Source organism: Actinobacillus succinogenes 130Z, from assembly GCF_000017245.1.
Lineage (GTDB): Bacteria > Pseudomonadota > Gammaproteobacteria > Enterobacterales > Pasteurellaceae > Exercitatus > Exercitatus succinogenes.
Genome location: NC_009655.1, coordinates 1734960 through 1758513, shown reverse-complemented (window position 1 = coordinate 1758513; position 23554 = coordinate 1734960). Strand labels below are relative to the sequence as shown.

25 protein-coding genes are annotated in these 23554 nt (G+C 42.4%); 16 read left to right on the top strand and 9 right to left on the bottom strand.

Annotated features, from left to right (window positions below):
• The first annotated feature begins 5 nt into the window (after positions 1-5).
• Together ASUC_RS11255 and ASUC_RS08265 are read left to right on the top strand one after the other, a co-directional pair.
• A complete protein-coding gene (locus ASUC_RS11255) occupies positions 6-167 on the top strand; it encodes a hypothetical protein (protein ID WP_156770517.1) in 162 nt (53 codons plus the stop codon).
• A gap of 101 nt (positions 168-268) precedes the next feature.
• A complete protein-coding gene (locus ASUC_RS08265) occupies positions 269-1231 on the top strand; it encodes an oxidoreductase (protein ID WP_012073326.1) in 963 nt (320 codons plus the stop codon).
• A 460-nt stretch (positions 1232-1691) separates the two neighbouring features.
• Here the strand turns inward: ASUC_RS08265 and ASUC_RS08260 are convergent, their stop codons facing one another.
• From ASUC_RS08260 to ASUC_RS08240, 6 genes are all read right to left on the bottom strand, one after another.
• On the bottom strand, positions 1692-2111 hold the full coding sequence (locus tag ASUC_RS08260; RefSeq protein ID WP_012073325.1) for a hypothetical protein: 420 nt from the start codon (positions 2109-2111) through the stop codon (positions 1692-1694).
• Positions 2112-2338: 227 nt separating this feature from the next.
• On the bottom strand, positions 2339-2929 hold the full coding sequence (locus ASUC_RS08255) for a hypothetical protein (protein WP_012073324.1): 591 nt from the start codon (positions 2927-2929) through the stop codon (positions 2339-2341).
• Complete coding sequence (locus tag ASUC_RS11370) at positions 2929-3456, bottom strand: 2Fe-2S iron-sulfur cluster-binding family protein (protein WP_012073323.1); 528 nt, start codon at positions 3454-3456, stop codon at positions 2929-2931. The genes ASUC_RS08255 and ASUC_RS11370 overlap by 1 nt, the downstream gene beginning before the upstream one ends.
• A gap of 11 nt (positions 3457-3467) precedes the next feature.
• Positions 3468-3665 (bottom strand): 2Fe-2S iron-sulfur cluster-binding protein, encoded by a 198-nt coding sequence (locus tag ASUC_RS11170; protein WP_012073322.1) that lies wholly within the window; start codon positions 3663-3665, stop codon positions 3468-3470.
• 83 nt (positions 3666-3748) lie between these two features.
• Positions 3749-4702, bottom strand: a complete 954-nt coding sequence (gene trxB / locus ASUC_RS08245) for a thioredoxin-disulfide reductase (RefSeq protein WP_012073321.1) — start codon at positions 4700-4702, stop codon at positions 3749-3751.
• 173 nt (positions 4703-4875) lie between these two features.
• Positions 4876-5724, bottom strand: a complete 849-nt coding sequence (locus ASUC_RS08240; RefSeq protein WP_012073320.1) for a co-chaperone YbbN — start codon at positions 5722-5724, stop codon at positions 4876-4878.
• Between the two features lie 332 nt (positions 5725-6056).
• Between ASUC_RS08240 and prlC the strand changes: the two genes are divergently transcribed.
• The 14 genes from prlC (at position 6057) to tpiA (ending at position 20403) form a co-directional block, all read left to right on the top strand.
• The gene (gene prlC / locus ASUC_RS08235) at positions 6057-8096 is read left to right on the top strand and encodes an oligopeptidase A (protein ID WP_012073319.1); all 2040 of its coding nucleotides are present in this window, start codon (positions 6057-6059) and stop codon (positions 8094-8096) included.
• Positions 8097-8470: 374 nt separating this feature from the next.
• Positions 8471-9487, top strand: a complete 1017-nt coding sequence (locus ASUC_RS08230; RefSeq protein WP_012073318.1) for a 4-hydroxythreonine-4-phosphate dehydrogenase PdxA — start codon at positions 8471-8473, stop codon at positions 9485-9487.
• 31 nt (positions 9488-9518) lie between these two features.
• The gene (locus ASUC_RS08225; protein WP_012073317.1) at positions 9519-10523 is read left to right on the top strand and encodes a dihydroxyacetone kinase subunit DhaK; all 1005 of its coding nucleotides are present in this window, start codon (positions 9519-9521) and stop codon (positions 10521-10523) included.
• A gap of 1 nt (position 10524) precedes the next feature.
• Complete coding sequence (dhaL, locus tag ASUC_RS08220) at positions 10525-11151, top strand: dihydroxyacetone kinase subunit DhaL (RefSeq protein ID WP_012073316.1); 627 nt, start codon at positions 10525-10527, stop codon at positions 11149-11151.
• Between the two features lie 54 nt (positions 11152-11205).
• Positions 11206-12474, top strand: coding sequence for an MFS transporter (locus ASUC_RS08215; protein WP_012073315.1), 1269 nt, complete (start codon positions 11206-11208; stop codon positions 12472-12474).
• A 10-nt stretch (positions 12475-12484) separates the two neighbouring features.
• On the top strand, positions 12485-13405 hold the full coding sequence (locus tag ASUC_RS08210; protein WP_012073314.1) for an amidohydrolase family protein: 921 nt from the start codon (positions 12485-12487) through the stop codon (positions 13403-13405).
• 18 nt (positions 13406-13423) lie between these two features.
• Positions 13424-14287: a sugar phosphate isomerase/epimerase family protein gene (locus tag ASUC_RS08205; protein ID WP_012073313.1), complete on the top strand. Its 864-nt coding sequence runs from the start codon at positions 13424-13426 to the stop codon at positions 14285-14287.
• Complete coding sequence (locus ASUC_RS08200; protein WP_012073312.1) at positions 14287-15243, top strand: sugar-binding transcriptional regulator; 957 nt, start codon at positions 14287-14289, stop codon at positions 15241-15243. The genes ASUC_RS08205 and ASUC_RS08200 overlap by 1 nt, the downstream gene beginning before the upstream one ends.
• A gap of 19 nt (positions 15244-15262) precedes the next feature.
• Positions 15263-15715 (top strand): ribose 5-phosphate isomerase B, encoded by a 453-nt coding sequence (rpiB, locus tag ASUC_RS08195; RefSeq protein ID WP_012073311.1) that lies wholly within the window; start codon positions 15263-15265, stop codon positions 15713-15715.
• A 63-nt stretch (positions 15716-15778) separates the two neighbouring features.
• Positions 15779-16756, top strand: a complete 978-nt coding sequence (locus tag ASUC_RS08190; protein ID WP_012073310.1) for a TRAP transporter substrate-binding protein — start codon at positions 15779-15781, stop codon at positions 16754-16756.
• 105 nt (positions 16757-16861) lie between these two features.
• On the top strand, positions 16862-17338 hold the full coding sequence (locus tag ASUC_RS08185) for a TRAP transporter small permease (RefSeq protein ID WP_012073309.1): 477 nt from the start codon (positions 16862-16864) through the stop codon (positions 17336-17338).
• A complete protein-coding gene (locus ASUC_RS08180; protein ID WP_012073308.1) occupies positions 17338-18633 on the top strand; it encodes a TRAP transporter large permease in 1296 nt (431 codons plus the stop codon). The genes ASUC_RS08185 and ASUC_RS08180 overlap by 1 nt, the downstream gene beginning before the upstream one ends.
• 11 nt (positions 18634-18644) lie before the next feature.
• Complete coding sequence (locus ASUC_RS08175) at positions 18645-19319, top strand: cyclase family protein (RefSeq protein WP_012073307.1); 675 nt, start codon at positions 18645-18647, stop codon at positions 19317-19319.
• Positions 19320-19329: 10 nt separating this feature from the next.
• Positions 19330-20403, top strand: coding sequence for a triose-phosphate isomerase (tpiA, locus tag ASUC_RS08170; protein WP_012073306.1), 1074 nt, complete (start codon positions 19330-19332; stop codon positions 20401-20403).
• Between the two features lie 86 nt (positions 20404-20489).
• On the opposite strand, the gene ASUC_RS08165 is transcribed toward tpiA, so the two are convergent.
• The 3 genes from ASUC_RS08165 to purE all read right to left on the bottom strand — a co-directional run bounded on the left by ASUC_RS08165 (position 20490) and on the right by purE (position 23492).
• Positions 20490-21680, bottom strand: coding sequence for an amino acid aminotransferase (locus ASUC_RS08165; protein ID WP_012073305.1), 1191 nt, complete (start codon positions 21678-21680; stop codon positions 20490-20492).
• Positions 21681-21814: 134 nt separating this feature from the next.
• The gene (purK, locus tag ASUC_RS08160) at positions 21815-22894 is read right to left on the bottom strand and encodes a 5-(carboxyamino)imidazole ribonucleotide synthase (protein ID WP_012073304.1); all 1080 of its coding nucleotides are present in this window, start codon (positions 22892-22894) and stop codon (positions 21815-21817) included.
• 100 nt (positions 22895-22994) lie between these two features.
• Positions 22995-23492, bottom strand: a complete 498-nt coding sequence (gene purE, locus ASUC_RS08155; RefSeq protein WP_012073303.1) for a 5-(carboxyamino)imidazole ribonucleotide mutase — start codon at positions 23490-23492, stop codon at positions 22995-22997.
• Positions 23493-23554: the final 62 nt, after the last annotated feature.

Sequence of the window (23554 nt, the reverse complement as noted above, 5' to 3'; positions counted from 1 at the left end):
TGTTTATGAAAGATAAGCCACCTTTAATATGTGGAAAAACTATCGGATTTTTATTCGCAATCCTTTTAAGGATAGCTCCCCCAAAGGCCGTTGGCAAAGCCAACGTTCAAAAAGCGATGTTTTTTGTGACCGCACTTCAGGAAGCCTTGCCATCAACACGAAAATAAAAGCCGGTTTGTATGTTCCCGTTGCTCAAGCGCAGGTGTTATTTTCTTTTTATATTAAAGTCAGTAGAATACGCGCACGATTTATTACAGAGAGATAAAAAATGAAGACATTGAATATTGCGATTGCCGCCGAGTTTGATTTATGTGAAAAATTAACTGAGTTTTTGGAACGGAGCGAATTGGCTGTCGGTCAGATTTCTATTGTGGAAATTATACCGTTTAATGAAGAACAGCGTGTACGTTTTAATCAGCGAGCGGTGGAACAGGTTACGCCGGACGAGGCGGATTGGGCGAAGTTTGATTATCTGTTATTTGCCGGTAATGCGGTGCATGCGCCTTATATGGCGAATGCGGCGGAAGCGGGTTGTACGGTAATCGATATGAAAGGTGTCAGTGCGGCGATTTCCGGTGTGCCGGTTGTTGTGCCGTCCGTTAATGATATCAGTTTGGCAGAGGCGCGTGCGCGTAATATTGTAGCAATGCCGGATCCTCAGGTCAGTCAGTTAGCGTTAAGCATGGCGCAGTTTATTGAAGAGAATCAGTTTAACCATATTTTAGTGACCAGTTTGCTGCCGGCGTCTTATACGGACGGCGAAACGGTCGGTCGGTTGGCGGGGCAAACCGCCCGTTTGTTAAACGGTATTCCGCTGGATGACAACGAACAACGTCTGGCGTTTGACGTATTTCCGAAAAGTGCGGTCAATTTAACGGCACAGTTTCAGAAAATTTTTCCGGCGTTGAATGTGACGTTCCATAGTATCCAAGTACCGGTTTTTTACGGACTGGCACAAAAAGTGACCGCACTTTCGGATTACGAACCGGAAACCGTGCGTTTATTGGAACAATGGCGGAATAACGATTTAATTGAAGCGGAAGAACGGCTGGTGACACCGGTGCTCAACGGCGAAGCGGAAAGCGGCGAAGATGCGGTTAAGTTACATTTGGGCGGCCTGAGTGCGGTGGAAAACGGGATTGAATTTTGGTCGGTGGCAGATGAGCAGCGGTTTAATTTAGCGTTTTTAACGGTGAAATTGCTGGAAAAAATGGTTCGACAGCTACATTAAACGGTATAAATTGTTGTGAATAAAAAAAGTGCGGTAATTTTACCGCACTTTATGTCTGTTTTCTGTTCCCGCAAATTATTCCAGCCCATTCAAAAAACGTTCGGCGTATAAAGTCCATTGGGCAGCAAAAATTTCAGGGAATGTTACGCCTAATACTCTATCAATCCTCATAACATCATGAAAATCCTGATAATGCTCTGCATAACTTCTTTTTGATATAAGTATCCTTTATAAAAAAGGCATCTTTCTTGGCGACTAAGCGGTACATCACAAAACAACTTACTAACAATGCTATAAAAGGAAATAAAAATTTATACAAAATTCACATACTTTATATAGTATTTTTTGGTTCGCTGATTGGATTCCACCAGTAATTCATCATAATCTGATAACGATCATGCTATTTAGTCAATTTCGCCGCTTAGTAAGAAATAAACCGCCCGTTAAATAATGGCTTGGGTTAAAATATATGTTTTTGCCTAATTCGCAAATAGTATTGCGATAGAGATTCACATTCCTGTGGTGTGTTTACTGTGGTTTCATCGGTGGACAATCTGCTGAGTTTTTCATTAAACTGTTCCTGTACCGTTGGATTTTCAAAAATCTGGACGGTAGCTTCTTCGCCAAACAGCTCTGTCATTAATGCAATTTCGTATTGAGACGCACTAATAGTTTCCATTTCACTACGCTGATTCAGTATTGAATTATATTCCTCATCATTTTTAGCATTTCTAGCACGCCATAATTTGGGCTGGAAACATTTTTCCGCATTGTTTTGAATAAGAATAAATTGACGAACACTCTCATCAGGAAATAAATCCACTTCAGCCATCACCGAACCATTAAGCAGTAATAAGCACACTAACGCAATTTTTTTCATATCCTCCTCCTGTGAAAAGTCAAAAGATAATGACGCCTAGAAACTCAAAAAAAACTGCCAGAAACCTGCGACGCCATAACCCTGTGGAAGAGCGTACCCGTCGGAAGTCCCTTTTTTATTAATATTACCTATTCTCCATCTGCTATGATTGAGATATTACCGTTAGTGCTATAATTCCACAGCTAATATGAAAAATAAACGTCAACTTTCGGGGAACCTGATATTGCTTAAGGAAACATTTCCGCTAATGTTTCAGTTCTATGATGAATATATTTATCGATAAGGAATTGCCCTTCCGGGGTTTCTATACTTATTAGATTAGAAAATTCTTGCAAGGTATCTTGCTCATTATGCAATGCGCTAAAGGCAAAAAAGTACTCGCCTAAATCTTGATAGTTTAACTTTTTCTTAGTGAGCAGCAGCGCATTTTTATAACATTCCGCAAATGGCATCGATAATCTTTCTAACACCATACATTCTTGTACTTTGTAATGGGAATTACCGGTCTGCTGATAAAGCTCGCGGTTAAGCTGTAATAAAATTTCCGCTTTATTAGGGCGATTAGTTAACCGAACGATATAATCTCTCAACTTTAAATAATCGGTTAACCACCAACGAGAAATTAAGCTATTTTTACTTTGTTGAATACGTTCCACCAGTAATGCATCCAATTCGTCAGCTTTTGATGTATTTTTCCGAACTGAGGTCATAAATTGATCATGCCGTATCAGAACGGCTTTATATTGTTGATATGCTTGACCAAACAAGCTAATTATCACAATAAAGACAACGCCTACAAGTAAAAATAGCTTTTTCATTACTTAATCCTTACTGTTTCATTAAAAGATCCGGGGTAAGAACTGATATATCCTGATCCGGAATTATAGCTCCCCTGAAGAGTTACATGGAGAGTAACATCTTGGCCGGAAAGACCACTCGGAATATTGAAACTAGCCGTTCCGACATAGATCGTATCAGACGAAACCATATTACTCCCTTGAACAGACAGAGGCAACGAACCAAGCGTATTTCCGTTATACAATAAATTTACTGATGCAGTCCAGCTTGTATTTTGTTGCACACTGGAATCTACCAGTTGAGCATTAAGACTTATTGATAACCGGCTTCCGTTCTGACTAATATAGCCACTGGCTTTGACCGTGGCAGCATTTATTCCGACGCCCGGAATCGCGGGAAGAGTGAATCCTGCTACTATATGGCTAAACTCTTGAATATCTTCATTTTCGCTGTTCTCTGCTGCATCAAGAATATATACGTCATCAGGGCATAAGATTATTTGTTCTGTTCCATCAGGAGCGATTAATTTTACTTTATAAATAGCCATTAGCACACTTCCTAGTTTGTCAGATTTTCTTCCTGATGCGTATAAATCACACAGTCTGATGTGGGATATGCCACGCACAACAACACATACCCATCCTGAATCTGCTGTTCAGTTAAAAAACTTTGATCGGACTGATCAACAGTTCCTTCTACTAGTTTGCCAACACAAGCAGAGCAGCTCCCTGCGCGACAAGAATAAGGTAAGTCCATAATATTCTCCTATTTATAAAAATTAACAACTTTAACGTGTGTATACACTTTATTTTATCCTTGAGAAAGATAGGCTTATTGGTTTATTCCTGCGCATCCAAAAAACGTTCGGCGTCTAATGCCGCCATGCAGCCGGTTCCGGCGGAGGTGATGGCTTGACGGTAATTATGATCCATCACGTCGCCGGCGGCGAAAACGCCTTCCACGGAGGTCGCGGTGGCATTGCCTTCCAAGCCGGATTTCACCACAATGTAACCGTTGTTTAATTCAAGTTGCCCCTGGAAAATTTCGGTATTCGGCGCGTGTCCGATAGCGATGAATACGCCGTCTAATTTCAGTTCTTCTGTGGCGTCGGATTGAGTGTCTTGCAAGCGCACGCCTGTTACGCCCATGTTATCGCCCAATACTTCGTCCAAAGTGCGGTTGGTGTGCAGAATGATTTTGCCTTCCTCCACTTTTTTCTGTAAGCGACCGAGCAGAATTTTTTCCGCACGGAAACCTTCACGACGATGGATCAAATGTACTTCGCCGGCGATGTTCGCCAGATATAAGGCTTCTTCCACGGCGGTATTGCCGCCGCCTACCACCGCAACCGGTTTATTGCGATAGAAGAAGCCGTCACAGGTGGCACAGGCAGACACACCGCGGCCTTTGAAGTTTTCTTCCGATTCCAGCCCGATGTAACGGGCGGAGGCGCCGGTGGCGATGATTAACGCGTCGCAGCTGAAGGTTTGCTCATCGCCGTAAAGTTTGAACGGACGGGAAGATAAATCCACGCTATTGATGTGATCGAACACGATTTCCGTCTCGAATTTTTCCGCGTGTTGTAACATGCGTTGCATGAGTTCGGGCCCGGTCGTATCACCGAAATCACCGGGCCAGTTTTCGATTTCCGTAGTAGTGGTCAATTGACCGCCTTGTTGCAAGCCGGTGACTAAAACGGGTTTTAAATTAGCGCGGGCGGCATAAATTGCGGCGGTGTAACCCGCAGGACCCGAACCTAAAATGAGGAGTTTGCTGTGTTTGACGTCTGACATAATGTATCCTTTTATCTGAAAGTGCGGTCACAAAAAGCATCAGTTTTTGAACGTTGGCTTTGCCAACGGCCCTTTAGGGGAGCAATCCTGAAAAGGGTTGCGAATAAAAAACGAAGTTTTCTGCACATTTTCCATTAATGGTTTTAGGTTACCCGATTATAAAGAAAACCCGTTTAATAGAGTAGTGAATAAAGCAATCGGCGATACTTATTGGTTAAAGGATCGTTGCCTAACGCAGACAAAATAGACAAAAACTGCTGTTTTACCTCACCGTTTTGTACGGATAAATCCTGTTTTAATAAACCGAACAACAGCGCTAACGCCTCTTCGTCGCGGTTTGCCTGATGAAGTTGAACCGCCAGTTTCAATGCGATTTCAGGGCTCGGATTTTGGTCATAATCCGCCTGAAGCTGCTGAATTTCCGGGGTGTCCGCCGCTTTAATCAATAATTCGATTTGTGCCTGCAATCCATGCCAACGGCTGTCGCGATCCTGCAATGGGATTTTCGCCAGAATTTCCGTTGCGGGTTCGGTTTTCTTCATGGCAATATAGGTTTCCGCATAAAGCAGCGCTATGTCGCTGTTTTTCTTATCGGACAATTCCCAAGCTTCTTTCAGCAACGGTAACGCCGCGTTGTAATCGTTCGCCTGCAAATAATCCAGCGCCAGATTGAATTTTATTTCTTCTTCTTTCGGCAGAATCAGGCTTAACCGTTGTTTTAACTGCTCTTCCGGTAAATCGCCTTGAAAAGCGTCCACCGCTTGGGCTTCTTTAAATAAATAGGTGCTGGGCAACGCCTGAATACGGAATTGCATGGCAATGCTTTGTTCCGTTTCGCAGTTGACTTTTGCCAGCAGGAACTGCCCTTGATACTGTTCGGCGTAACGTTCTAAAAGTGCGGTAAATTTTACCGACGTTTCATGGCTCGGCGCATAAAATACAATCGCCATCGGCGTTTGCTGCGATTGTTGCAGGGTTTCCGTAAGATTTTGTTCGTTAAGTTCAATCACGAATTTTGACATGGGTTTTCTCGTTTGATTAAAAAGGAATAAACAGAATATGCGGATAAATTTACTAAAATTCAACCGCACTTTGCGAATTTATCGTGACGAATTGAACCGGCGGTCAAAATTTAATCCTTGCGGACGAACGACCGCTTGCCGAACTTCGTAACCGAGAGGAAATTTGATGGAGTAAAGGAATATATGGATAAGTTACATGGTCAATGTCCTGTTGTTTTATCGATTATGTGCCGTCCGGCTTTGAGGGCAATGAATAAATTTTTGCGTTCACCTTGATTTTGTTAAAATTCTGCACCATGTAATTAAAGATTTTTGTTAACAAAGGAATAGTTATGTCAAATCCACTACTGGAAAATCCGGTATTACCGCAATTTTCTAAAATTAAGCCGGAACATGTTCAACCGGCGATTGAAAAACTGATTAACGATTGTCGTAATGTGACGGAACAAGTGCTGCAGCAAGCGCACTTTACTTGGGATAATTTTTGCACGCCTCTTGCCGAAGTGAACGACCGTCTGAGCAAAGCCTGGTCGCCGGTGGCGCACTTGAATTCGGTGAAAAACAGTCCTGAATTGCGGGAAGCGTATCAGGCTTGCTTACCGATGTTGTCCGAATACGGTACTTGGATAGGGCAGCACCAAGGGTTATACAACGCTTATGCGGCGTTGAAAAACAGTGCGGAATATGAAAATTACAGCGTAGCGCAGAAGAAAGCTATTGAAAACAGTTTGCGTGATTTTAAACTTTCAGGCATTTCATTAGCGCCGGAACAACAAAAACGTTACGGTGAAATCGTATCCCGCTTGTCCGATTTGAGTTCGCAATTCAGTAATAATGTACTGGATGCCACCATGGGCTGGGAAAAAATTATCACCGATGAAAGCCTGCTTAAAGGTTTGCCGGAAAGCGCATTACAGGCGGCACGTCAATCTGCGCAGAATAAAGGCATGGAAGGTTATCGTTTTACCCTTGAATTTCCAAGCTATTTACCGGTGATGACGTATTGTGAAAATCGTGAACTTCGCGAAGAAATGTATCGCGCATTTGTCACCCGCGCCTCGGAACAAGGACCGAACGCCGGCAAATGGGATAACACGCCGATTATGGAAGAAATTCTGACGTTGCGGGTGGAATTAGCGAAATTGCTGGATTTTGAACGCTATACGGAACGTTCCCTTGCGACCAAAATGGCAGAAAATCCACAACAAGTGTTGGACTTTCTGGAAAATTTAGCCGTTCGTTCCAAACCGCAAGGCGAAAAAGAATTGGCGGAATTACAAGCGTTTTGTAAAACTCACGAAAATGTGACCGCACTTGAACCTTGGGATATTTCTTTCTACAGTGAAAAACAAAAACAGGCGTTGTACGCTATCAATGACGAAGAATTGCGTCCGTATTTCCCTGAAAACCGTGTGCTTTCAGGTTTGTTTGAACTGATTAAACGGATCTTCAACATTCGGGCGGTAGAACGTTTCGGCGTGGATACTTATCATAAAGATGTACGTTTCTTTGATTTGATTGATGAAACCGACGAGGTGCGCGGCAGTTTTTATCTGGATTTATATGCCCGTGAAAACAAACGCGGCGGCGCCTGGATGGACGACTGTGTCGGACGCCGACGCAAAGCGGACGGCGGAATACAAAAACCGGTAGCTTATTTAACCTGTAACTTTAACGCACCGGTAGGCGACAAGCCCGCCTTGTTTACCCATGATGAAGTGACGACCTTATTCCACGAATTCGGACACGGCATCCATCATATGCTGACAAAAATTGATGTGGGCGATGTGTCGGGAATTAACGGCGTGCCGTGGGATGCGGTGGAATTACCGAGCCAATTTATGGAAAACTGGTGCTGGGAAGAGGAGGCGCTGAACTTTATTTCCGGACATTATGAAACGGGCGAACCGTTACCGAAAGAAAAACTGACTCAACTGATTAAAGCCAAAAACTTCCAGGCTGCAATGTTCGTATTGCGTCAATTGGAGTTCGGTTTGTTCGATTTCCGTTTGCACCACAATTATGAACCGGGTAAACCGAATCAGATTTTAGACACCTTGCAGTCAGTGAAAAAGCAGGTTGCCGTCATTAAAGGCGTGGATTGGGCAAGAACACCGCACAGTTTCAGCCATATTTTTGCCGGCGGTTATGCCGCGGGGTATTACAGTTACCTATGGGCGGAAGTGCTTTCGGCAGACGCATTCTCACGTTTTGAAGAAGAAGGCATTTTCAACCCGGCAACCGGCAAATCCTATCTGGACGAAATCCTCACCCGTGGCGGTTCGGAAGAACCTATGGTGTTGTTCGAACGCTTCCGCGGACGCAAACCGACCTTAGATGCCTTGTTGCGTCATAAGGGGATTGCTGGGTAGAGCATAAATAATAAAACTAAAAACGGTCAGAAGTAACGAACTTTTGACCGTTTTTTTATATGAAAAGTAAACCTTTATGTTCTGTTATTACAGATGTAATCATAAAAAACTTTTATGTTATATAAATAAATTACTTAATTCACTACTATTAAAAATATTGAGGGGAACATTAGTTTGGAAATCTGTGATTATGATCACATTTTCAATATAAATTTTTACTCTGTTTTTAATATTGAGATTTAGATCACATTTTTTCTTTGTAATTTTAATTTAGAATCTAACAAAAGAACATAGCTTGTTCTTTTGTTCTATCAAGTTTTAGTATTTTATCACTAAAAAGTGAAAAGAATTGAAATTTAAGTGAGGGTATTTTTATGCAAAAACCTACAGTTGCAATGGTTTTGGGGGATCCTGCTGGAGTCGGTCCTGAGCTGGTAGCTAAATTATTAGCACAGGCTGAACAGAGAGCAAAAGCCAACGTATTGCTGGTGGCGGATAGAGATGAGTTGTGTAAAGGATTGACGATTGCTGAAGTTTCATTTGAATATAATGAAATAGTACCGGAAAATTTACCGAATTATTCTTTCAAGCCGGGTATTCCAGCGCTAATTCATCACAAATGTTCACACCCTGTACCATTTGAATATGGTAAAGCAACCGAACAAAGCGGAGTATATATTTTAGAAACCTTGAAAAAAACCGTTGAATTTGCTCAAGCCGGGTATGTGCAATCTATTTGTTTCGCGCCGTTGAATAAACAGGCTATGCATAAAGGTGGGTTGAAATATCGTGATGAACTACATTGGTTCGCGGATCAAACAAATTTTCACGAGTTTGTGTGTGAATTGAATGTGGTTGATGGTATTTGGGCAAGTCGTGTTACTTCACATATTCCTTTCAAAGATATTGTGCAGAATTTATCAATAAAAAATGTAGTAGATTGCATTTGTTTACTGCATAAATCTTTAACGCAAGCTGGTGTGAAGAATCCGAAAATTGCGGTACAAGCCTTAAATCCGCATGGTGGTGAAGGAGGGGTATTTGGCGATGAGGAAATTAAAATTATTACGCCCGCTATTGAACTGACACGGAAGAAGTATGGGATTAACCTTTATGGTCCGTTCCCAGGCGATACGACAATGCGTGAGGTTAATCGGTTAAAAATTGACGGTGTGGTTTCTATGTATCACGACCAGTTCTCCACTGCTTTAAAATTATTAGGATTTGAGCGCGGCGTCACGGTACAGGGCGGTATTCCGATTCCGATTACTACGGCAAACCACGGCACGGCATACGATTTATATGGCAAAAATGTTGCCATTCCAACCGCGTTTGAGGAAGCCTTTAATATTGCCGTACGTATGGGTAACGGGGTTCTTGAATCCAAATAAAATTTTAGAATTAAACATCAGGAGACGAGTTATGAGCAGAAAACCGAAAAAATTACTGAATAATCCGAATGATGTTCCGGCAGAACAGCTGGAAGGATTGATTTATGCCTGTGGCGATAAACTTATCAAAGTTGAAGGCTACAGCGGAGTGTACCGTAATGATATTAAAGCGGATCAGGTTGTCGTGGTGACGGGGGGCGGCAGCGGTCACGAACCGATGTTTGCCGGCTATGTCGGCAAAGGGCTGGCCGATGCGGCGGCGCTGGGGGAAATATTTGCTTCGCCGTCTCCGGACATTATTATTGAAACGACGAAAGCGGCGCAAAAAGGTCAGGGCGTACTATTCGTTTACGGTAATTATGCCGGCGATAATATGAATTTTGATATCGCCGCCGAGTTATTGGAAGAAGAAGGTATTCAGGTTAAAACCGTACGGGTTACCGATGATATTTCGGCCGCACCCTTATCTAGAATGAGTGACCGACGTGGTGTGGCCGGTGATATGTATGTGCTTAAAATTGCCGGTGCGGCGGTAGAAGCCGGTTACGATCTTGATAAAGTACATGAAGTGACCGCTAAAGCAAATTTCAATACGCGCACAATGGGGGTGGCGTTGGGGGCTTGTTCTATTCCGCAAACGGGTAAATTTAATTTCGAATTAGCGGATGATGAGCTGGAACTTGGAATGGGTATTCATGGTGAACCCGGTGTCAGACGTCAGAAAATGGCAAGTGCGGATGAAATTAACGGAGAAATGATCGAACGTTTATGTGCGGATATTGAACTAAAAGCCGGTGATAAAGTTTGCGTTACCATTAATAACTTAGGGGCTTCGACTTATACGGAACTGCTGATTGCCAACCGGAAAGTTCATCAGGTGTTAAGCGAACGCGGTATTCAGATTCACGATACGTTAATCGGCGGTTATTGCACCTCACAGGAAATGGCGGGGTATTCCATTACCATTTTCCGTTTAGATGACGAATTACAAAAACTTTACGATATGCCTTGTGATAGTTTTGCCTGGAGAAAATGATATGAACGTAGCAGAAACAAGAGAATTATTACTCTACACCGCAGAAAAAATGGTGGATAGCGAACCGACTTTAACCGAACTGGATTTAAAAATCGGTGACGGAGACCACGGATTGGGTATGCAACGGGGCTTTGCGGCCGTCCGGGATTTGCTTAAAACCGACGCTTTCCAACCTAAAGACATCGGTGAGTTGTTTTTAACCGCCGGTACCAAAATGATGTCCAGTATGGGCGGTGCTTCCGGTGCGATTTTCGGTACCTTATTCAGAGCGGGCGGTAAAGCTATCGCCGGTCAAAATACTTTCAATGCGACCGTATTATCTCAGTTTTTAACTGCCGGTTCCGCCGGGGTATTTGCCCGCGGCGGTGCGAAACCGGGCGATAAAACGATGATGGATGCTTTGGTCGCGGCGGAAAAACAAGCCGAGCAAGAAAAAAATGCGGATTTGAAAGATGCGTTGGCCCGCGTTGCCAAAGCGGCGGAAGACGGAGCAGAAAGTACCCGTGATCAGGTTGCCGTATTCGGGCGGGCTAAAAGTCTGGGAGAACGTTCTTTGGGTTATGTTGATCCGGGCGCCGTTTCAATGTCGTTAATTTTGAAATATATGTCCGAATTTGTGAATAAATAATCGTCTCAGAAGATAGGGCGTAAATTTTTACGCCTTTCAACGGAGGAAAGTGTTATGACACAACAAAAGGCTACAAATATACGCTGGTTAGTTTTTGGCGTGATATTTCTATTGGTGGTTATTAATTTAATTGACCGAATTTCTCTTTCCATCGCAATGCCGACTATTGCCAAGGAATTTGACCTGACACCTGAAACTCAGGGGTTGATTTTAAGTAGTTTTTTCTGGGCGTACGCTTTATTACAAATCCCCGGCGGTTGGCTGATTGATAAATACGGCCCGCGTAAAATTATTACGGGTTCTACCGTATTATGGGGGATATTCCAAACATTAGCTGCATTATCCACCGGCGGCATTTCATTACTTCTAACCCGTTTCATGCTGGGTACGGCGGAGGCGCCGTTATTTCCTGCCGGCGGTAAATTAAACGCTACCTGGTTATCTCCGCAGGAACGTGGCCGCGGGGCGGTTATTATGGATTGCGGCGGTCCGCTGGGAGCTGCATTAGGCGGAATTATTATAGCCTATATGATCGCCAGTATCGGGTCGTGGAGAACCGTATTTGCTATTGCCGGTATCGTAACAATCTTATTAGGTTTCATTGCGTGGAAATTTTTACGTGATACTCCGGGAGAGCATCATTCCGTCAATCAGGAAGAACTGAAATTGATTGAAGCTACGCATTCTAAGTCGCAAAGTGCGGTTGATTCCGAACCCGTTTTGAAAGGTATCGGCGTAGCTTATCGTTCGCTTGTTGCGATTTTATGCGGTCGCGCCGCATGGGCGATGATGTTCTTCGGCTTGCTGACCTGGGGACCGAGCTATTTGGCTCAGGCCCGCGGTTTTGATATTAAGGGTATCGGTAATGCGACCTTTATTATCTTCTTGTGTGGTACGTTCGGTTCGTTATGCGGCGGATTCATCTCCGATACCTTGGTTAAAAAAGGTATTGCACAGCGTATTGCATTGAAAAGCGTATTAACCGTATCAGGCGTGAGCACGTTGATTGCATTTTCGTTATTACCGAGTATGAGCGATCCGATTGTTGCCATTGCTACGTTATCGGTTGCCGCCTTTTTCTTAATGTGGGGCAGCTTGTATTGGAGCTTCCCGGCATTACTCGCCCCAAAAAGTAAGGCTGGCATCGTAGGGGGAATTATGAATATGGCGGGAAGTGTGGGCGGCATTGTCGTCCCTATTTTAGTCGGAGTTATTCTCGGTCAGTCTAAAAATTACGACAATGTACTGCTTTTTTTCGCCGGCTGTTCAATTATTTATATTTTGGGCACGCTAAGTATCAAATTAAGTAAACAAGATAAATAGGAGAAATATTATGGAAACCAAATTATATGACGGACCTATGATCGATGCGCATCAACATTTCTGGCAACCTCAAATCAACCCGCATCCGTGGTTGGCGCCGGACGTATTGATTCCTTTTAGATACGGCGATTATACCGCGATTAAAAAAGAATATTTACCTCCCGACTATCTGAAAGACGCAACCCCGAAACACAATGTGGTGGCGACAGTTTATGTGGATGCGGAATGGGATCCGAAAGACCCGATGGGAGAAACCAAATATATTCATACCGTAGCGGAGAAATTTAATATGCCGAATGCCGTTGTGGCACAGGCTTGGTTACACCGCGATGATGTTGCCGATGTATTGAAAGAACAGTCGGCATTTCCGTTGGTAAGAAGCGTTAGACATAAACCGGCGGGAGCGTTAACGCCGCAAGAGGCGCAAGCTGGCGTCAGAACCTTAATGAGCGACGATAAATGGCGTAAAGGCTATGAACTATTGGCTAAATTTAATTTGAATTTCGATTTGCAAACGCCGTGGTGGAATTTGCACGAAGCCAAACAGCTGGCGTTAGACTTTCCGGATACATTAATTATTCTGAATCATACCGGGCTGCCATCCGACCGTTCGCAAGAAGGGCTGTCTGCTTGGCATAAAGCTATGTCGTTATTGTCTGATGTGCCGAACATCGTGGTAAAAATTTCGGGAATCGGATTGCCGGAAAAACGCTGGAACATTGAAGACAACCGCTGGATTATACAGGAGACCGTTAAGATTTTCGGTGTTGAACGGGCGATGTTTGCCAGTAATTTCCCGGTGGACAGTTTATGCGGTGAATTGGAAACTATTTTTACCGGCTTCAAGGAAGCGATGAAAAATTATAATTATGATGATCAGCATAAACTGTTTTTCGCCAATGCAAAAAAATATTACAAAATTGATATTTAAGTATTGGAGGAATAAATAATGGATAAGGGTTTTAGATTAGCGGTAAATACATCGATTTTTGACGGCTATGATTTAGAAACAGCGTTAGCTTCAATAAAAAAATGTGGTTTTAATTTTTTTGAATTGGCATACAACCAAGGTTATGTAGGTAATCTAAATCAGGATTTATTTGGTGTTGAAAATGGAAATAATATTAATAAATTAAAAGAAAAATACCAATTATCCGTTTTAGCGCTTGGTTGTACCATGGATTTATCCTCGGATAATTTTCTAGAAATTTTTTCGCCAAGACTGCGTTTTGCTCAATTAATCGGAGCTAAATACATTAATGTATGTACCGCTAAGCGTGAGAATAAAGACAAAATGATATGCAATCTAAAATCATTAAGACCCGTATTAGAAGAAACGGGGTGTATTCTCTGCTTAGAAAATGGTGGTGATTATAATTTTGATGCCTTTATTACGCTTGAAGAAGGTATTGAATTATTGAATGAATTAGGAGATGACGTTTATTCCATTAATTTTGATCCGGGTAATATGGTGACCTACGATAAAAATCTGGATGTCGTCGCACAGTCAATAAAATCATTGGATTATGTACGTTATTTTCATATTAAGGATGTTTGTATTACAGATGAAAAATTCAGATTTATTCCGGTGGAAGGCAGAGGACTGATTAATTATCAGGAAATTATTTATGGGTTAAAACAGCGGGGTATTCCTTGTAGCTTTGAAATCCCACTCAGAATATACCGTGAGCTGGATTCTACGCCGCGTAGATTTGAAAAAGCGGCGGAACTTGCCGTAATTGAAACCACATTAATTAAATCGCGAGAGTATGTTGAAACTATACCTGGAAATATCAATTTTGAGAGGGAGTAATGGTTGAATATAAAGAAGGGAGTCTACTGACGGAAATTGCCATTGCCTATTATGAGCACGAGCTTACTCAGGAAGAAATAGCCAATAAATTTAATATTTCACGTATTAAAGTGGGGCGTTTATTAAAAAAGGCAAGGCAAGAAGGCATTGTTGAGATCAACGTAAAATATCATCCTGTTTTTACCTCTCAGCTGGAAGACAGATTGATTGAGCAATTCGGTATTCAACGGGCATTGATTGCAATTGATGAACAAAATGAGAGCGAACAACGTGAACAGGTCGCCACATTAGTGAGCTCTTATTTATCCAATACATTAAAAGACGGTATGACAGTTGCTGTCGGACAAGGGCGAAATGTTGCCGCTGTGGGTGAACATATCGGAATCTTCCCAGAAAAAAACTGTAAATTTATTTGCGGAATAGGCGGGGTTCAACGGTTAGGCGATCCTGTTGATGCCGATCATATTTGTCGTAATTTAGCCCGTAAATTTAACGGGGCGAACGAAACTTTATACGCTCCGGCGTATTTGGAAGATAAAGCGTTTCGCGATGTATTTATGAAAAACGGGGTAATTAAAGAGACCCTGGATCGGGCCCGTAAGGCGGATATCGCGCTGGTCGGTATCGGCGATATGAGTGAAGAAAGCTATATGGTTCAGTTAGGTTGGTTTACACCGAAAGAAATTACCGAGGCAAGAATGAACCTGGGGGTCATTGGTGATATTGCGGGATACGGTTTTTTCAATTTGCAGGGAGAACCTGTCGATACGGTAATGAATAACCGGGTAATCGGATTAAGCTTAGAAGATCTTAGAGCCATTCCCTGCGTTATCGGCATTGCTTCCGAAAGTAGTAAGGCAATGGCAATATTGGGTGCGCTAAGAACGGGGATTATTGACATTATTGCCACCAGTGCAAGCAATATAAATTCAATTTTAAATTTAATAAAGGGTTAATAGCATAGGAGAAATAATTATGAAAATTGCTATCGGATGTGATGATGCCGCATATAACTTAAAAATTGAGTTAATCAAATATCTGGAAACATTAGGTATTGAATGCGATGACTTTGGCGCCGGTGCGGGCGATTTGACATTGTATCCGGATGTTGCCGAGAAAGTAGCTTTGGCGGTTTCCGAAGGCAAATATGAGCGTGGAATTCTTACCTGCGGAACCGGTATCGGCATGTGCATTACGGCAAATAAAGTTCCGGGGGTAAGAGCGGCGGTTTGTCATGACGTTTTTTCTGCCGAACGTTCAAGAAAAAGTAATGATGCGCAAATTATCTGTTTCGGTGAGCGTGTGATTGGCGTGGAATTAGCAAAATCACTACTTAAAGTGTGGTTGGAATGTGATTTTGCAGGCGGTGGCTCAACACCAAAATTAGCAAAAATTAAAGAAATTGATGCTAAATATAATAAACGTTAGTAGTGAATAAACTAAAAGTATTATTCCTATTTATCCACAATGAAAATGAGTGAAGGTGTAATTATGAAAAAATTAACTGTTATTTCAGCAACCGTATTACTTGCTATGTTCTCTGCGTCTACCTTTGCCGCGGGAGAACATACGTTGGCGCTTAGTCACTATGGTTCGCCGAGCGATACCGTGACAAAAGCAACCGCGTTGATGGCCAAAAGAGCCAATGAACTGTCTAATGGACGTATCACGATTAAATTACATCCCAATAGTGAATTGGGGGCTTCCGATACTCAAATCGACGGTACCAGAATGGGGACGATTGATATTGTTGTAGTAGGAAACCCGTATTACACCACCTTTAATGAAGAACTCAATCTATTGGATTTACCATTCCTATTTAAAGACGAAGCTCATGTTGAAAAAGTATTAAATGGGGAAGTCGGGGAACATCTGTTGAAATCATTGGAAAGTGCAAACTTGAAAGGGTTGGCATTCTATGAGATTGGATTTAGAGATATCACTAACAGCAAAAAACAAATTAAAACCGTCGCGAATTTATCCGGTCTGAAGTTAAGAACCACTCCTAATCCCGCACATATCGCGGCTTTTAAAGAATGGGGTGCAAATCCGACGCCAATGCCGTTTAACGAAGTTTATTTTTCTCTGAAAACCGGCGTTATTGATGGACAGGAAAATCCGGTTCATCATATTTACAACAATAACTTACAGGAAGTTCAGAAATATCTGTCTTTAACTCATCATGCTTATACCGCGGCACCAATGTCAATGAATTTGGATCGCTTTAATTCTTTAGATAAAGAAGATCAGGATATTTTGTTGCAAGCGGCAAAAGAGGGCGCTGAGTTAGAGAAACAACTGAATGTGGAAGAAAATAAGGTTTATTTGGATAAACTAAAACAGCAAGGTATGGACGTTGAGGAAGCTCCGGATACAGCCTCTTTCCAAGCCGGTGCTAAAAAAGCCTGGGATGATTATGCCAAGAAATTTGGTGATCAAATGATTAATAAAGTGACTGCCACTAAATAAGCAAATATAAAAAAGTTGGGATTATGTCCGTATCAAGTGTTGTGTACGCATAATCCCAACACATATGAAAATACACTTATTTAGTCTGATTAGGAGGCTGATATCATGCTGGAACAATATGAGAAATTTATCAATAAAACCTTTTTATCATTAGGATGTCTTTTTTTTCTTGTGTTAGTTGCGATGACATTTGTACAGGTTATTACGAGATATGTGATTAACATTTCGTTTCCCTGGGCGGAAGAGTTTTTGAGATTTTGCTATACCTGTATGATTTTATTCGGAATTTTAACGACAACCCAGATTCAGGTTCCTATGGTTAGAATCATGATTTTTGAGCGATTTAAATACGGCTGGTTATTATCCTCCGCTCTATACATTGTGATGTTAATTTGTTTATTTTTATTAGTTAAAGGCGGTTTAAAAGTTTATTCCATGAATTTGAATAGCTATTATTCGGCGTTTAAGATCTCAAAGTCTTGGGTATATATACCGTTTCTTATTTGTTTATCATTAGAGATGGTGCGAATTGTCATTGCGTTCGTTTCTTTAGCTAAAACCAGAAAAGTGAGGGAATTATAATGTCATTCATCGTATTGCTTGGAGTAATGTTTATCCTTACGGTGCTCGGTTTACCATTGTTTTATAGTATTATCTTCGCATCTATTGTGACATTATTCACTTTCTTACCTAATATCCCCGTGACAATCGTAGCACAGCAAGTAATGCAAGGACTTGATACTAACGCTTTGCAGGCGCTCGCATTTTTCTTTTTAGCCGGAGAATTGATGAGTGTCGGCGGGATCACTTCACGTATTATCCGTTTCGTCACCTCATTAATCGGTCGCTGGAAAGGTTCGCTGGCCTATATCAATATCTTTTCCAGTTTATTTTTTGGTTCTATCAGCGGATCCGCAGTTGCCTCTACGGCGGCTATTGGCAGTTCTTTGATTCCCGCAATGAAGAAGACCGGTTATCCGGCGGATTTCTCTGCCGCACTGACACAATCCGCTTCCATTATCGGACCGATCATTCCGCCAAGCGTACCTATGATTGTTTTCGCGGCTTTAGCCGGCGCGGGTGTATCCGTAGGGAAAATGTTCATGTCCGGCATTATTCCGGGTATCATGATTGCGCTTGTGCTGATCCTGGTTACTTTTATATTAAGTAAAATTTATAAATACGGTAATCAGGCAACCGCATTCAGCTGGAAAGAAGTGAAAGATAGCGGAAAAGATGCCGTATGGGCAATATTTTGTCCGGTTATTATTTTATACGGTATTATTTCGGGCGTTTTCACTGCAACGGAAGCGGGGGCGGTTTCTGTTGTTTATGCCTATCTGGTCGGTACATTCGTATATAAAGAATTAAGTATTGAACTATTGAAAAAAGCGTTGATTTCTTCACTCAAAGGAACCATTACGGTTATGCTGATTGTCGGAGCATCTTCAATCTTTGCTTGGTTAATTGCTCGTTTACAAATCAGCCATCAGGTAGCCCATTGGGTGTCTTCTGTTTGCGATAGCCCTCTTCAGGCTCTGCTATTGATTAATGTTATTGTGTTGTTCATCGGAATGATTATGGATCCGACGGCGGCATTGACAATTTTAGTACCGGTATTTATGCCGATCGTTAATCAGTTTGGTATCGCACCGATTCACTTCGGTTTGGTAATCATCCTGAATCTGATGATAGGCTTGGTTACACCGCCGGTGGGCTATTTGATTTTCCTCTCGGCCAACATTGCGGAATGTGAACCGATGAAAGTGCTTAAATCAAGTTTACCGTTCTTGTTCACATTATTCGCATTATTGTTATTTCTCATTTTTGTACCTGAATTCAGTACATATTTACCTGATTTATTGTTTCCACAATAAGGAGATTAATTATGAATAAATGGATTGATTTATCCATGCCGATTTCTACCAACCATGTACGTTGGAAAAGTGCGGTCGAAAAAAAAGGTAATTTTGATGAAGGTGATTTATTCGAGGCTACTCAGCTTCAGGTATCGTGCCATGCATTTACACATATGGATGCACTTAGTCATATAAAAAAAAATGCCTATAATATTTTGGATATTCCAATTGAAACCTATATCGGCGAATTTCATGTGTTGGATTTGGCGGAGGTTATTACCGACAATTTCGCTATTACGCCGGAAGTGTTGGAACATTGTTGGCCGCAAGCGGAAAATGTGAAAAAAGTGATTTTTAAAACCTGTTGGGATACCCACTACAGCTATAATTCGAGAGAATTCTGGGGAAACTCGCCTTATATTACCTTTGAAGGCGCCGCTTATTTAGCGGATAAAAATTTGGAAATAGTTGCTTTTGATTTTCCGCAGGATTATCCGATTCGTGGTTGGCTTACCGGTATAATGGAAAAACCATTGATAAAGCATGTCACTCATCACCATCTTTTAATGAAAGGTGTAACGCTGGTGGAATATCTTTGTAATACAAAAAATATTACATCACCACTGATTGATGCTTTGATGATTCCGATTGCAATAAAAAATACCGATGGCGCACCTTGCCGTGTGTTAATTAAAAATAAATAAGGATTTGATAATGACAGCAAAGAAAATTTATTTCGGTACCAATCTGAAAATGTATAAGGGGAATGCCGAGGTCGTGCAATATCTCTCCGAATTATCTGATTTTGCCACTACCTTTAAATCGGAATATGACATTCAATTGTTTGTAATTCCGTCTTATACCACATTAAAAGATGCCGTGGAATTAGTGAAATCAAAGACGGGTCGGCCTAAAATTAAAATTGGCGCCCAGAATATGAATCCGAATGACAACGGGCAGTTTACCGGTGAGATTTCACCGTTAATGCTTAAAGAATTGGGAATCGAACTGGTGATGATCGGGCATTCTGAACGTCGTCATGTGATGAAGGAAACCGATCAGGAAGAAAATGAGAAAGTGCTTGCGTCTTTGAAGCATAATTTCATTACGCTATTATGTATCGGTGAAACGCTGGAGCAAAAAAATTACAACATCTCCGATGAAGTATTGCGAACTCAGCTAAAAATCGGATTACAGGGTGTTACCGCCGAACAATTATCTAAGCTGTGGATTGCTTATGAGCCGGTGTGGGCGATTGGTACGGGAGGAATTCCGGCAAGCGCCGAATACGCCGATGAAAAACATGCCGTTATTAAACAATGTCTGTTTGAACTTTTTGCTGAAGAAAGTAAAAAAATACCAGTGCTATATGGCGGTAGTGTTAATCCTGAAAATGCTAATAGCTTAATTACCAAACCGTATATTGATGGTCTATTTATCGGCCGTAGTGCATGGAATACGTCAAATTTTCATGCATTAATTGCTGATGTATTGAATACGCTTTCTGGCAGTAAAATTGACCCGATAATCAATAAATTTACGGAAACAGCGATACAACTCGTTGATAAATTGGGGGGGAAGGATAATATTAGTGCTTTAACCCACTGTGCTACTCGTATTCGCGTAGTGTTAAGAAATGATGGAAAAATGGATAAATCAGCTATTGAAAAAATTGATTGTGTTAAAGGGTTATTTTCTATTACCAATCAATATCAAATTATTTTAGGTGCAGGAATAGTAAATCAGGTTCATGAGGAAATGGTAAAATTACTGGCTAGATCATTATAATTAAATGCGTAAATATATACTGGGATGTTTAATGTTAAACAAACCGATCGCACTAAAGTGCGATCGTTTTTTGTCGATTTTTTAAATTAAAGCACTTTAACGATGCTTTCGCACAGATAGCGGATGTTGTCTTCTGTGATGCCCGCGACGTTAATTCTGCCCGAGCGCACGGCGTAGACGGCGAATTCGTTTTTAAGGCGATCCACCTGTTCCGGCGTTAAGCCGCTGAAGGAGAACATGCCGTTTTGTTCGGTGATGAAACCGAAATCCTGTTGTGCGCCTAATTCTTGCAATAATTCCGCCAGTTTGTTGCGCATTTGTTTAATACGGTTACGCATTTCGGTGAGTTCGGTATTCCATTGTTCGTGTAATGCGGGATCCGCTAATACCGTTGCTACCGTTGAAGCGCCGTGAGAAGCCGGGTTGGAGTAAATAGTTCGGATAATAGACTTCACTTGGGTTAACACCGTATCGGCGATATCTGAATTTTCCGCGACTAATGTAAATGCCCCGACCCGTTCGTTGTACAGACCGAAGTTTTTGGAATAGGAACTGCAAATCAGCAATTCTTTGTGGCATTGGGCAAAGGTTCGCAAGCCTATGGCATCTTCGTCCAAGCCGTTGCCTAACCCCTGATAAGCAAAATCGAACAGCGGCAGCCAGCCGTTTTGCATTGATAATTCCGCCAGTTGTCGCCATTGTTCCGGTGTCGGATCGATACCGGTAGGATTATGGCAGCAACCGTGTAATAACACGACGTCGCCCGGATTAACGTTGGCTAAATCCGCCAGCAAATTATCCCAGTCTAAGGCTTTTTTTTCGGCATCGTACCAACGATAATCGCGGATAGTCATGCCGACGGCGTTGAAAATGGCATTATGGTTCGGCCAGGTAGGGTTTGAAATCCAAACATTTTGTGCTTTGGTTTGGCGTTTGATGAATTCCGCCGCAATGCGTAATGCGCCGGTACCTCCCAAACTTTGTACCGTTCTTGCCCGTTTATCGGCGATAATGTCGGAATCAGCGCCGAACAGGAGCGTTTGAGTCAGGGCGTTAAATTTTTGTACGCCGTCAATAGATAAGTAATTCTTGCTGTTTTCACTCTCCAATAAACGAGTTTCCGCCGCTTTTACCGCTTTCATAATTGGCGTGAAACCGTGAGCGTCTTTATAAACACCGATACCTAAATTGATTTTTTGCGGGTGTTTTTCCGTTTTAAACGCTTCGTTTAAGCCAAGAATAGGATCTGCAGGGGCCGCTTTAATATTTTCAAACATAATGTAATCCTTGTTATGTCGTGTTAATTTGAATTATGTCTTTTATACTGCAGATTAAGGATTTTTAGCAATACTCATTCAAATAAAAAAGCAATCTATTGATGAATTATCAATAAATCACTTTTAAAATTAAATTATTTCAATTTTTCGATTGTCCAATTCAATCCTGACTGATAATCTTCGGTCAATTCGTTTCTAAGCTTGTTGAGTTGACAGATTAATATTTCTTTGTCCGTATGAGTTAAGTTGATGTGTCCTACTTTACGACCGGGACGTACTTCTTTACCGTACCAATGCACTTGACTGAAGGGGGTGTTTAACCACTGCGGGTTATGCGGCGTGCCGATTAAATTTACCATAACGCTTGGCGCGAAAACCTGTAATTCCGGCGTCGGTAGGTCAAGCAGGGCGCGTAAATGCAGTTCGAATTGACTGACGGCACAGCCCAGTTGCGTCCAATGTCCGCTGTTATGCACCCGCGGAGCCAGTTCGTTTACCAATAATTTGCCGTCTACGACGAAACATTCCATCGCCATTACGCCTACGTAATCCAAATGCTGCATCACTTTGCCCAGCATGTGTTCCGCCTGCGTCTGCAGATGTGCGGCGGAACCGTCGGCGACACTGTAGCGTAAAATACCGTTTTGCTGCAAGTTATGGGTGACGGGATAAAAACGGGCGGAACCGTCACGGAAACGGGCGCCGACGATAGATACCTCACCGTCGAAAGGAATGAATTTTTCCGCGATAACCGTGCCGAACAAATCTTCTGTAATTACCGCTTGGTTTTCCGGTGTCACAATCCACTGACCTCGTCCGTCATAGCCGCCGGTACGTCGTTTTACCACGACTTTTTCACCGATTTCGCGGAAAGTGCGGTCAAAATCCGCTGCGTTTTTAATTAACGTCCAAGGCGAAGTGGGTAATTTTAATGTATCTAAAATAGATTTTTGGGTTAAACGATCCGCGGTTTTGCCGAACACGTCTTTATTCACGAATTTATGGTGATTACCTAATAGGGTCGTTAACGGTGTTTCTTCCCAGCGTTCGATTTCCGCAGTAATGACGGCGTCTTTCGGCAATTCAAACACGGAAGCGTTAAACGCCAGCGGTACTACATTAATATCCAAAGGCGCGCCCGCATAACGCAGCATACGCCCGAGCTGCCCGTTACCGAGTACGTAAACGGTCGGGTATAAAGTACTTTTTTGCATGATGAAAAATCTCTTAAAAAAACGACCGCGCTTTGGCACGGGAATCGGCAAAGCTACGGTATAAATATATCGTTCTTGGCTGGGTATTCATCCGTAAGGATTAATCGCGGGGATCCGGATTATCCAACACCGCGTTGGTTTGGTTTTCGCGGAACGTTTTTAAACGGGTGGATAATTCGTTGTCCCAAACACCTAAAATTTGAGCGGCCAGCAACCCTGCGTTCGCCGCACCGGCCGGTCCGATAGCTAATGTCCCCACCGGAATGCCTTTCGGCATTTGGACAATAGAATACAGGCTGTCCACGCCGCTTAACATGGAGCTTTTCACCGGCACGCCCAGCACCGGTACCAAGGTTTTGGCGGCAATCATACCCGGCAAATGCGCCGCGCCGCCGGCTCCGGCGATAATCACTTTATAACCGTTTCGTGCGGCGTTTTCGGCGAAGCCGAATAATTTATCCGGCGTGCGGTGAGCCGACACGATTTCGACGTGATATGCCACTTGAAGTTGATCTAAAACGGCAGTAGCCTCCCGCATGGTCGCCCAATCACTTTTAGAACCCATTACGACGGCAACTTGTGGTTTTGCATTTGACATATATTTATTCCCAAAATAAGAAAAATCGGCGTAAGAATAGCATATCGGGCAAACGATTGCGA

Coding starts and splice junctions, on each gene's coding strand:
- ASUC_RS11255 (WP_156770517.1), top strand. CDS start 6: ATGAAAGATAAGCCACCTTTAATATGTGGAAAAACTATCGGATTTTTA.
- ASUC_RS08265 (WP_012073326.1), top strand. CDS start 269: ATGAAGACATTGAATATTGCGATTGCCGCCGAGTTTGATTTATGTGAA.
- ASUC_RS08260 (WP_012073325.1), bottom strand. CDS start 2,111: ATGAAAAAAATTGCGTTAGTGTGCTTATTACTGCTTAATGGTTCGGTG.
- ASUC_RS08255 (WP_012073324.1), bottom strand. CDS start 2,929: ATGAAAAAGCTATTTTTACTTGTAGGCGTTGTCTTTATTGTGATAATT.
- ASUC_RS11370 (WP_012073323.1), bottom strand. CDS start 3,456: ATGGCTATTTATAAAGTAAAATTAATCGCTCCTGATGGAACAGAACAA.
- ASUC_RS11170 (WP_012073322.1), bottom strand. CDS start 3,665: ATGGACTTACCTTATTCTTGTCGCGCAGGGAGCTGCTCTGCTTGTGTT.
- trxB (WP_012073321.1), bottom strand. CDS start 4,702: ATGTCAGACGTCAAACACAGCAAACTCCTCATTTTAGGTTCGGGTCCT.
- ASUC_RS08240 (WP_012073320.1), bottom strand. CDS start 5,724: ATGTCAAAATTCGTGATTGAACTTAACGAACAAAATCTTACGGAAACC.
- prlC (WP_012073319.1), top strand. CDS start 6,057: ATGTCAAATCCACTACTGGAAAATCCGGTATTACCGCAATTTTCTAAA.
- ASUC_RS08230 (WP_012073318.1), top strand. CDS start 8,471: ATGCAAAAACCTACAGTTGCAATGGTTTTGGGGGATCCTGCTGGAGTC.
- ASUC_RS08225 (WP_012073317.1), top strand. CDS start 9,519: ATGAGCAGAAAACCGAAAAAATTACTGAATAATCCGAATGATGTTCCG.
- dhaL (WP_012073316.1), top strand. CDS start 10,525: ATGAACGTAGCAGAAACAAGAGAATTATTACTCTACACCGCAGAAAAA.
- ASUC_RS08215 (WP_012073315.1), top strand. CDS start 11,206: ATGACACAACAAAAGGCTACAAATATACGCTGGTTAGTTTTTGGCGTG.
- ASUC_RS08210 (WP_012073314.1), top strand. CDS start 12,485: ATGGAAACCAAATTATATGACGGACCTATGATCGATGCGCATCAACAT.
- ASUC_RS08205 (WP_012073313.1), top strand. CDS start 13,424: ATGGATAAGGGTTTTAGATTAGCGGTAAATACATCGATTTTTGACGGC.
- ASUC_RS08200 (WP_012073312.1), top strand. CDS start 14,287: ATGGTTGAATATAAAGAAGGGAGTCTACTGACGGAAATTGCCATTGCC.
- rpiB (WP_012073311.1), top strand. CDS start 15,263: ATGAAAATTGCTATCGGATGTGATGATGCCGCATATAACTTAAAAATT.
- ASUC_RS08190 (WP_012073310.1), top strand. CDS start 15,779: ATGAAAAAATTAACTGTTATTTCAGCAACCGTATTACTTGCTATGTTC.
- ASUC_RS08185 (WP_012073309.1), top strand. CDS start 16,862: ATGCTGGAACAATATGAGAAATTTATCAATAAAACCTTTTTATCATTA.
- ASUC_RS08180 (WP_012073308.1), top strand. CDS start 17,338: ATGTCATTCATCGTATTGCTTGGAGTAATGTTTATCCTTACGGTGCTC.
- ASUC_RS08175 (WP_012073307.1), top strand. CDS start 18,645: ATGAATAAATGGATTGATTTATCCATGCCGATTTCTACCAACCATGTA.
- tpiA (WP_012073306.1), top strand. CDS start 19,330: ATGACAGCAAAGAAAATTTATTTCGGTACCAATCTGAAAATGTATAAG.
- ASUC_RS08165 (WP_012073305.1), bottom strand. CDS start 21,680: ATGTTTGAAAATATTAAAGCGGCCCCTGCAGATCCTATTCTTGGCTTA.
- purK (WP_012073304.1), bottom strand. CDS start 22,894: ATGCAAAAAAGTACTTTATACCCGACCGTTTACGTACTCGGTAACGGG.
- purE (WP_012073303.1), bottom strand. CDS start 23,492: ATGTCAAATGCAAAACCACAAGTTGCCGTCGTAATGGGTTCTAAAAGT.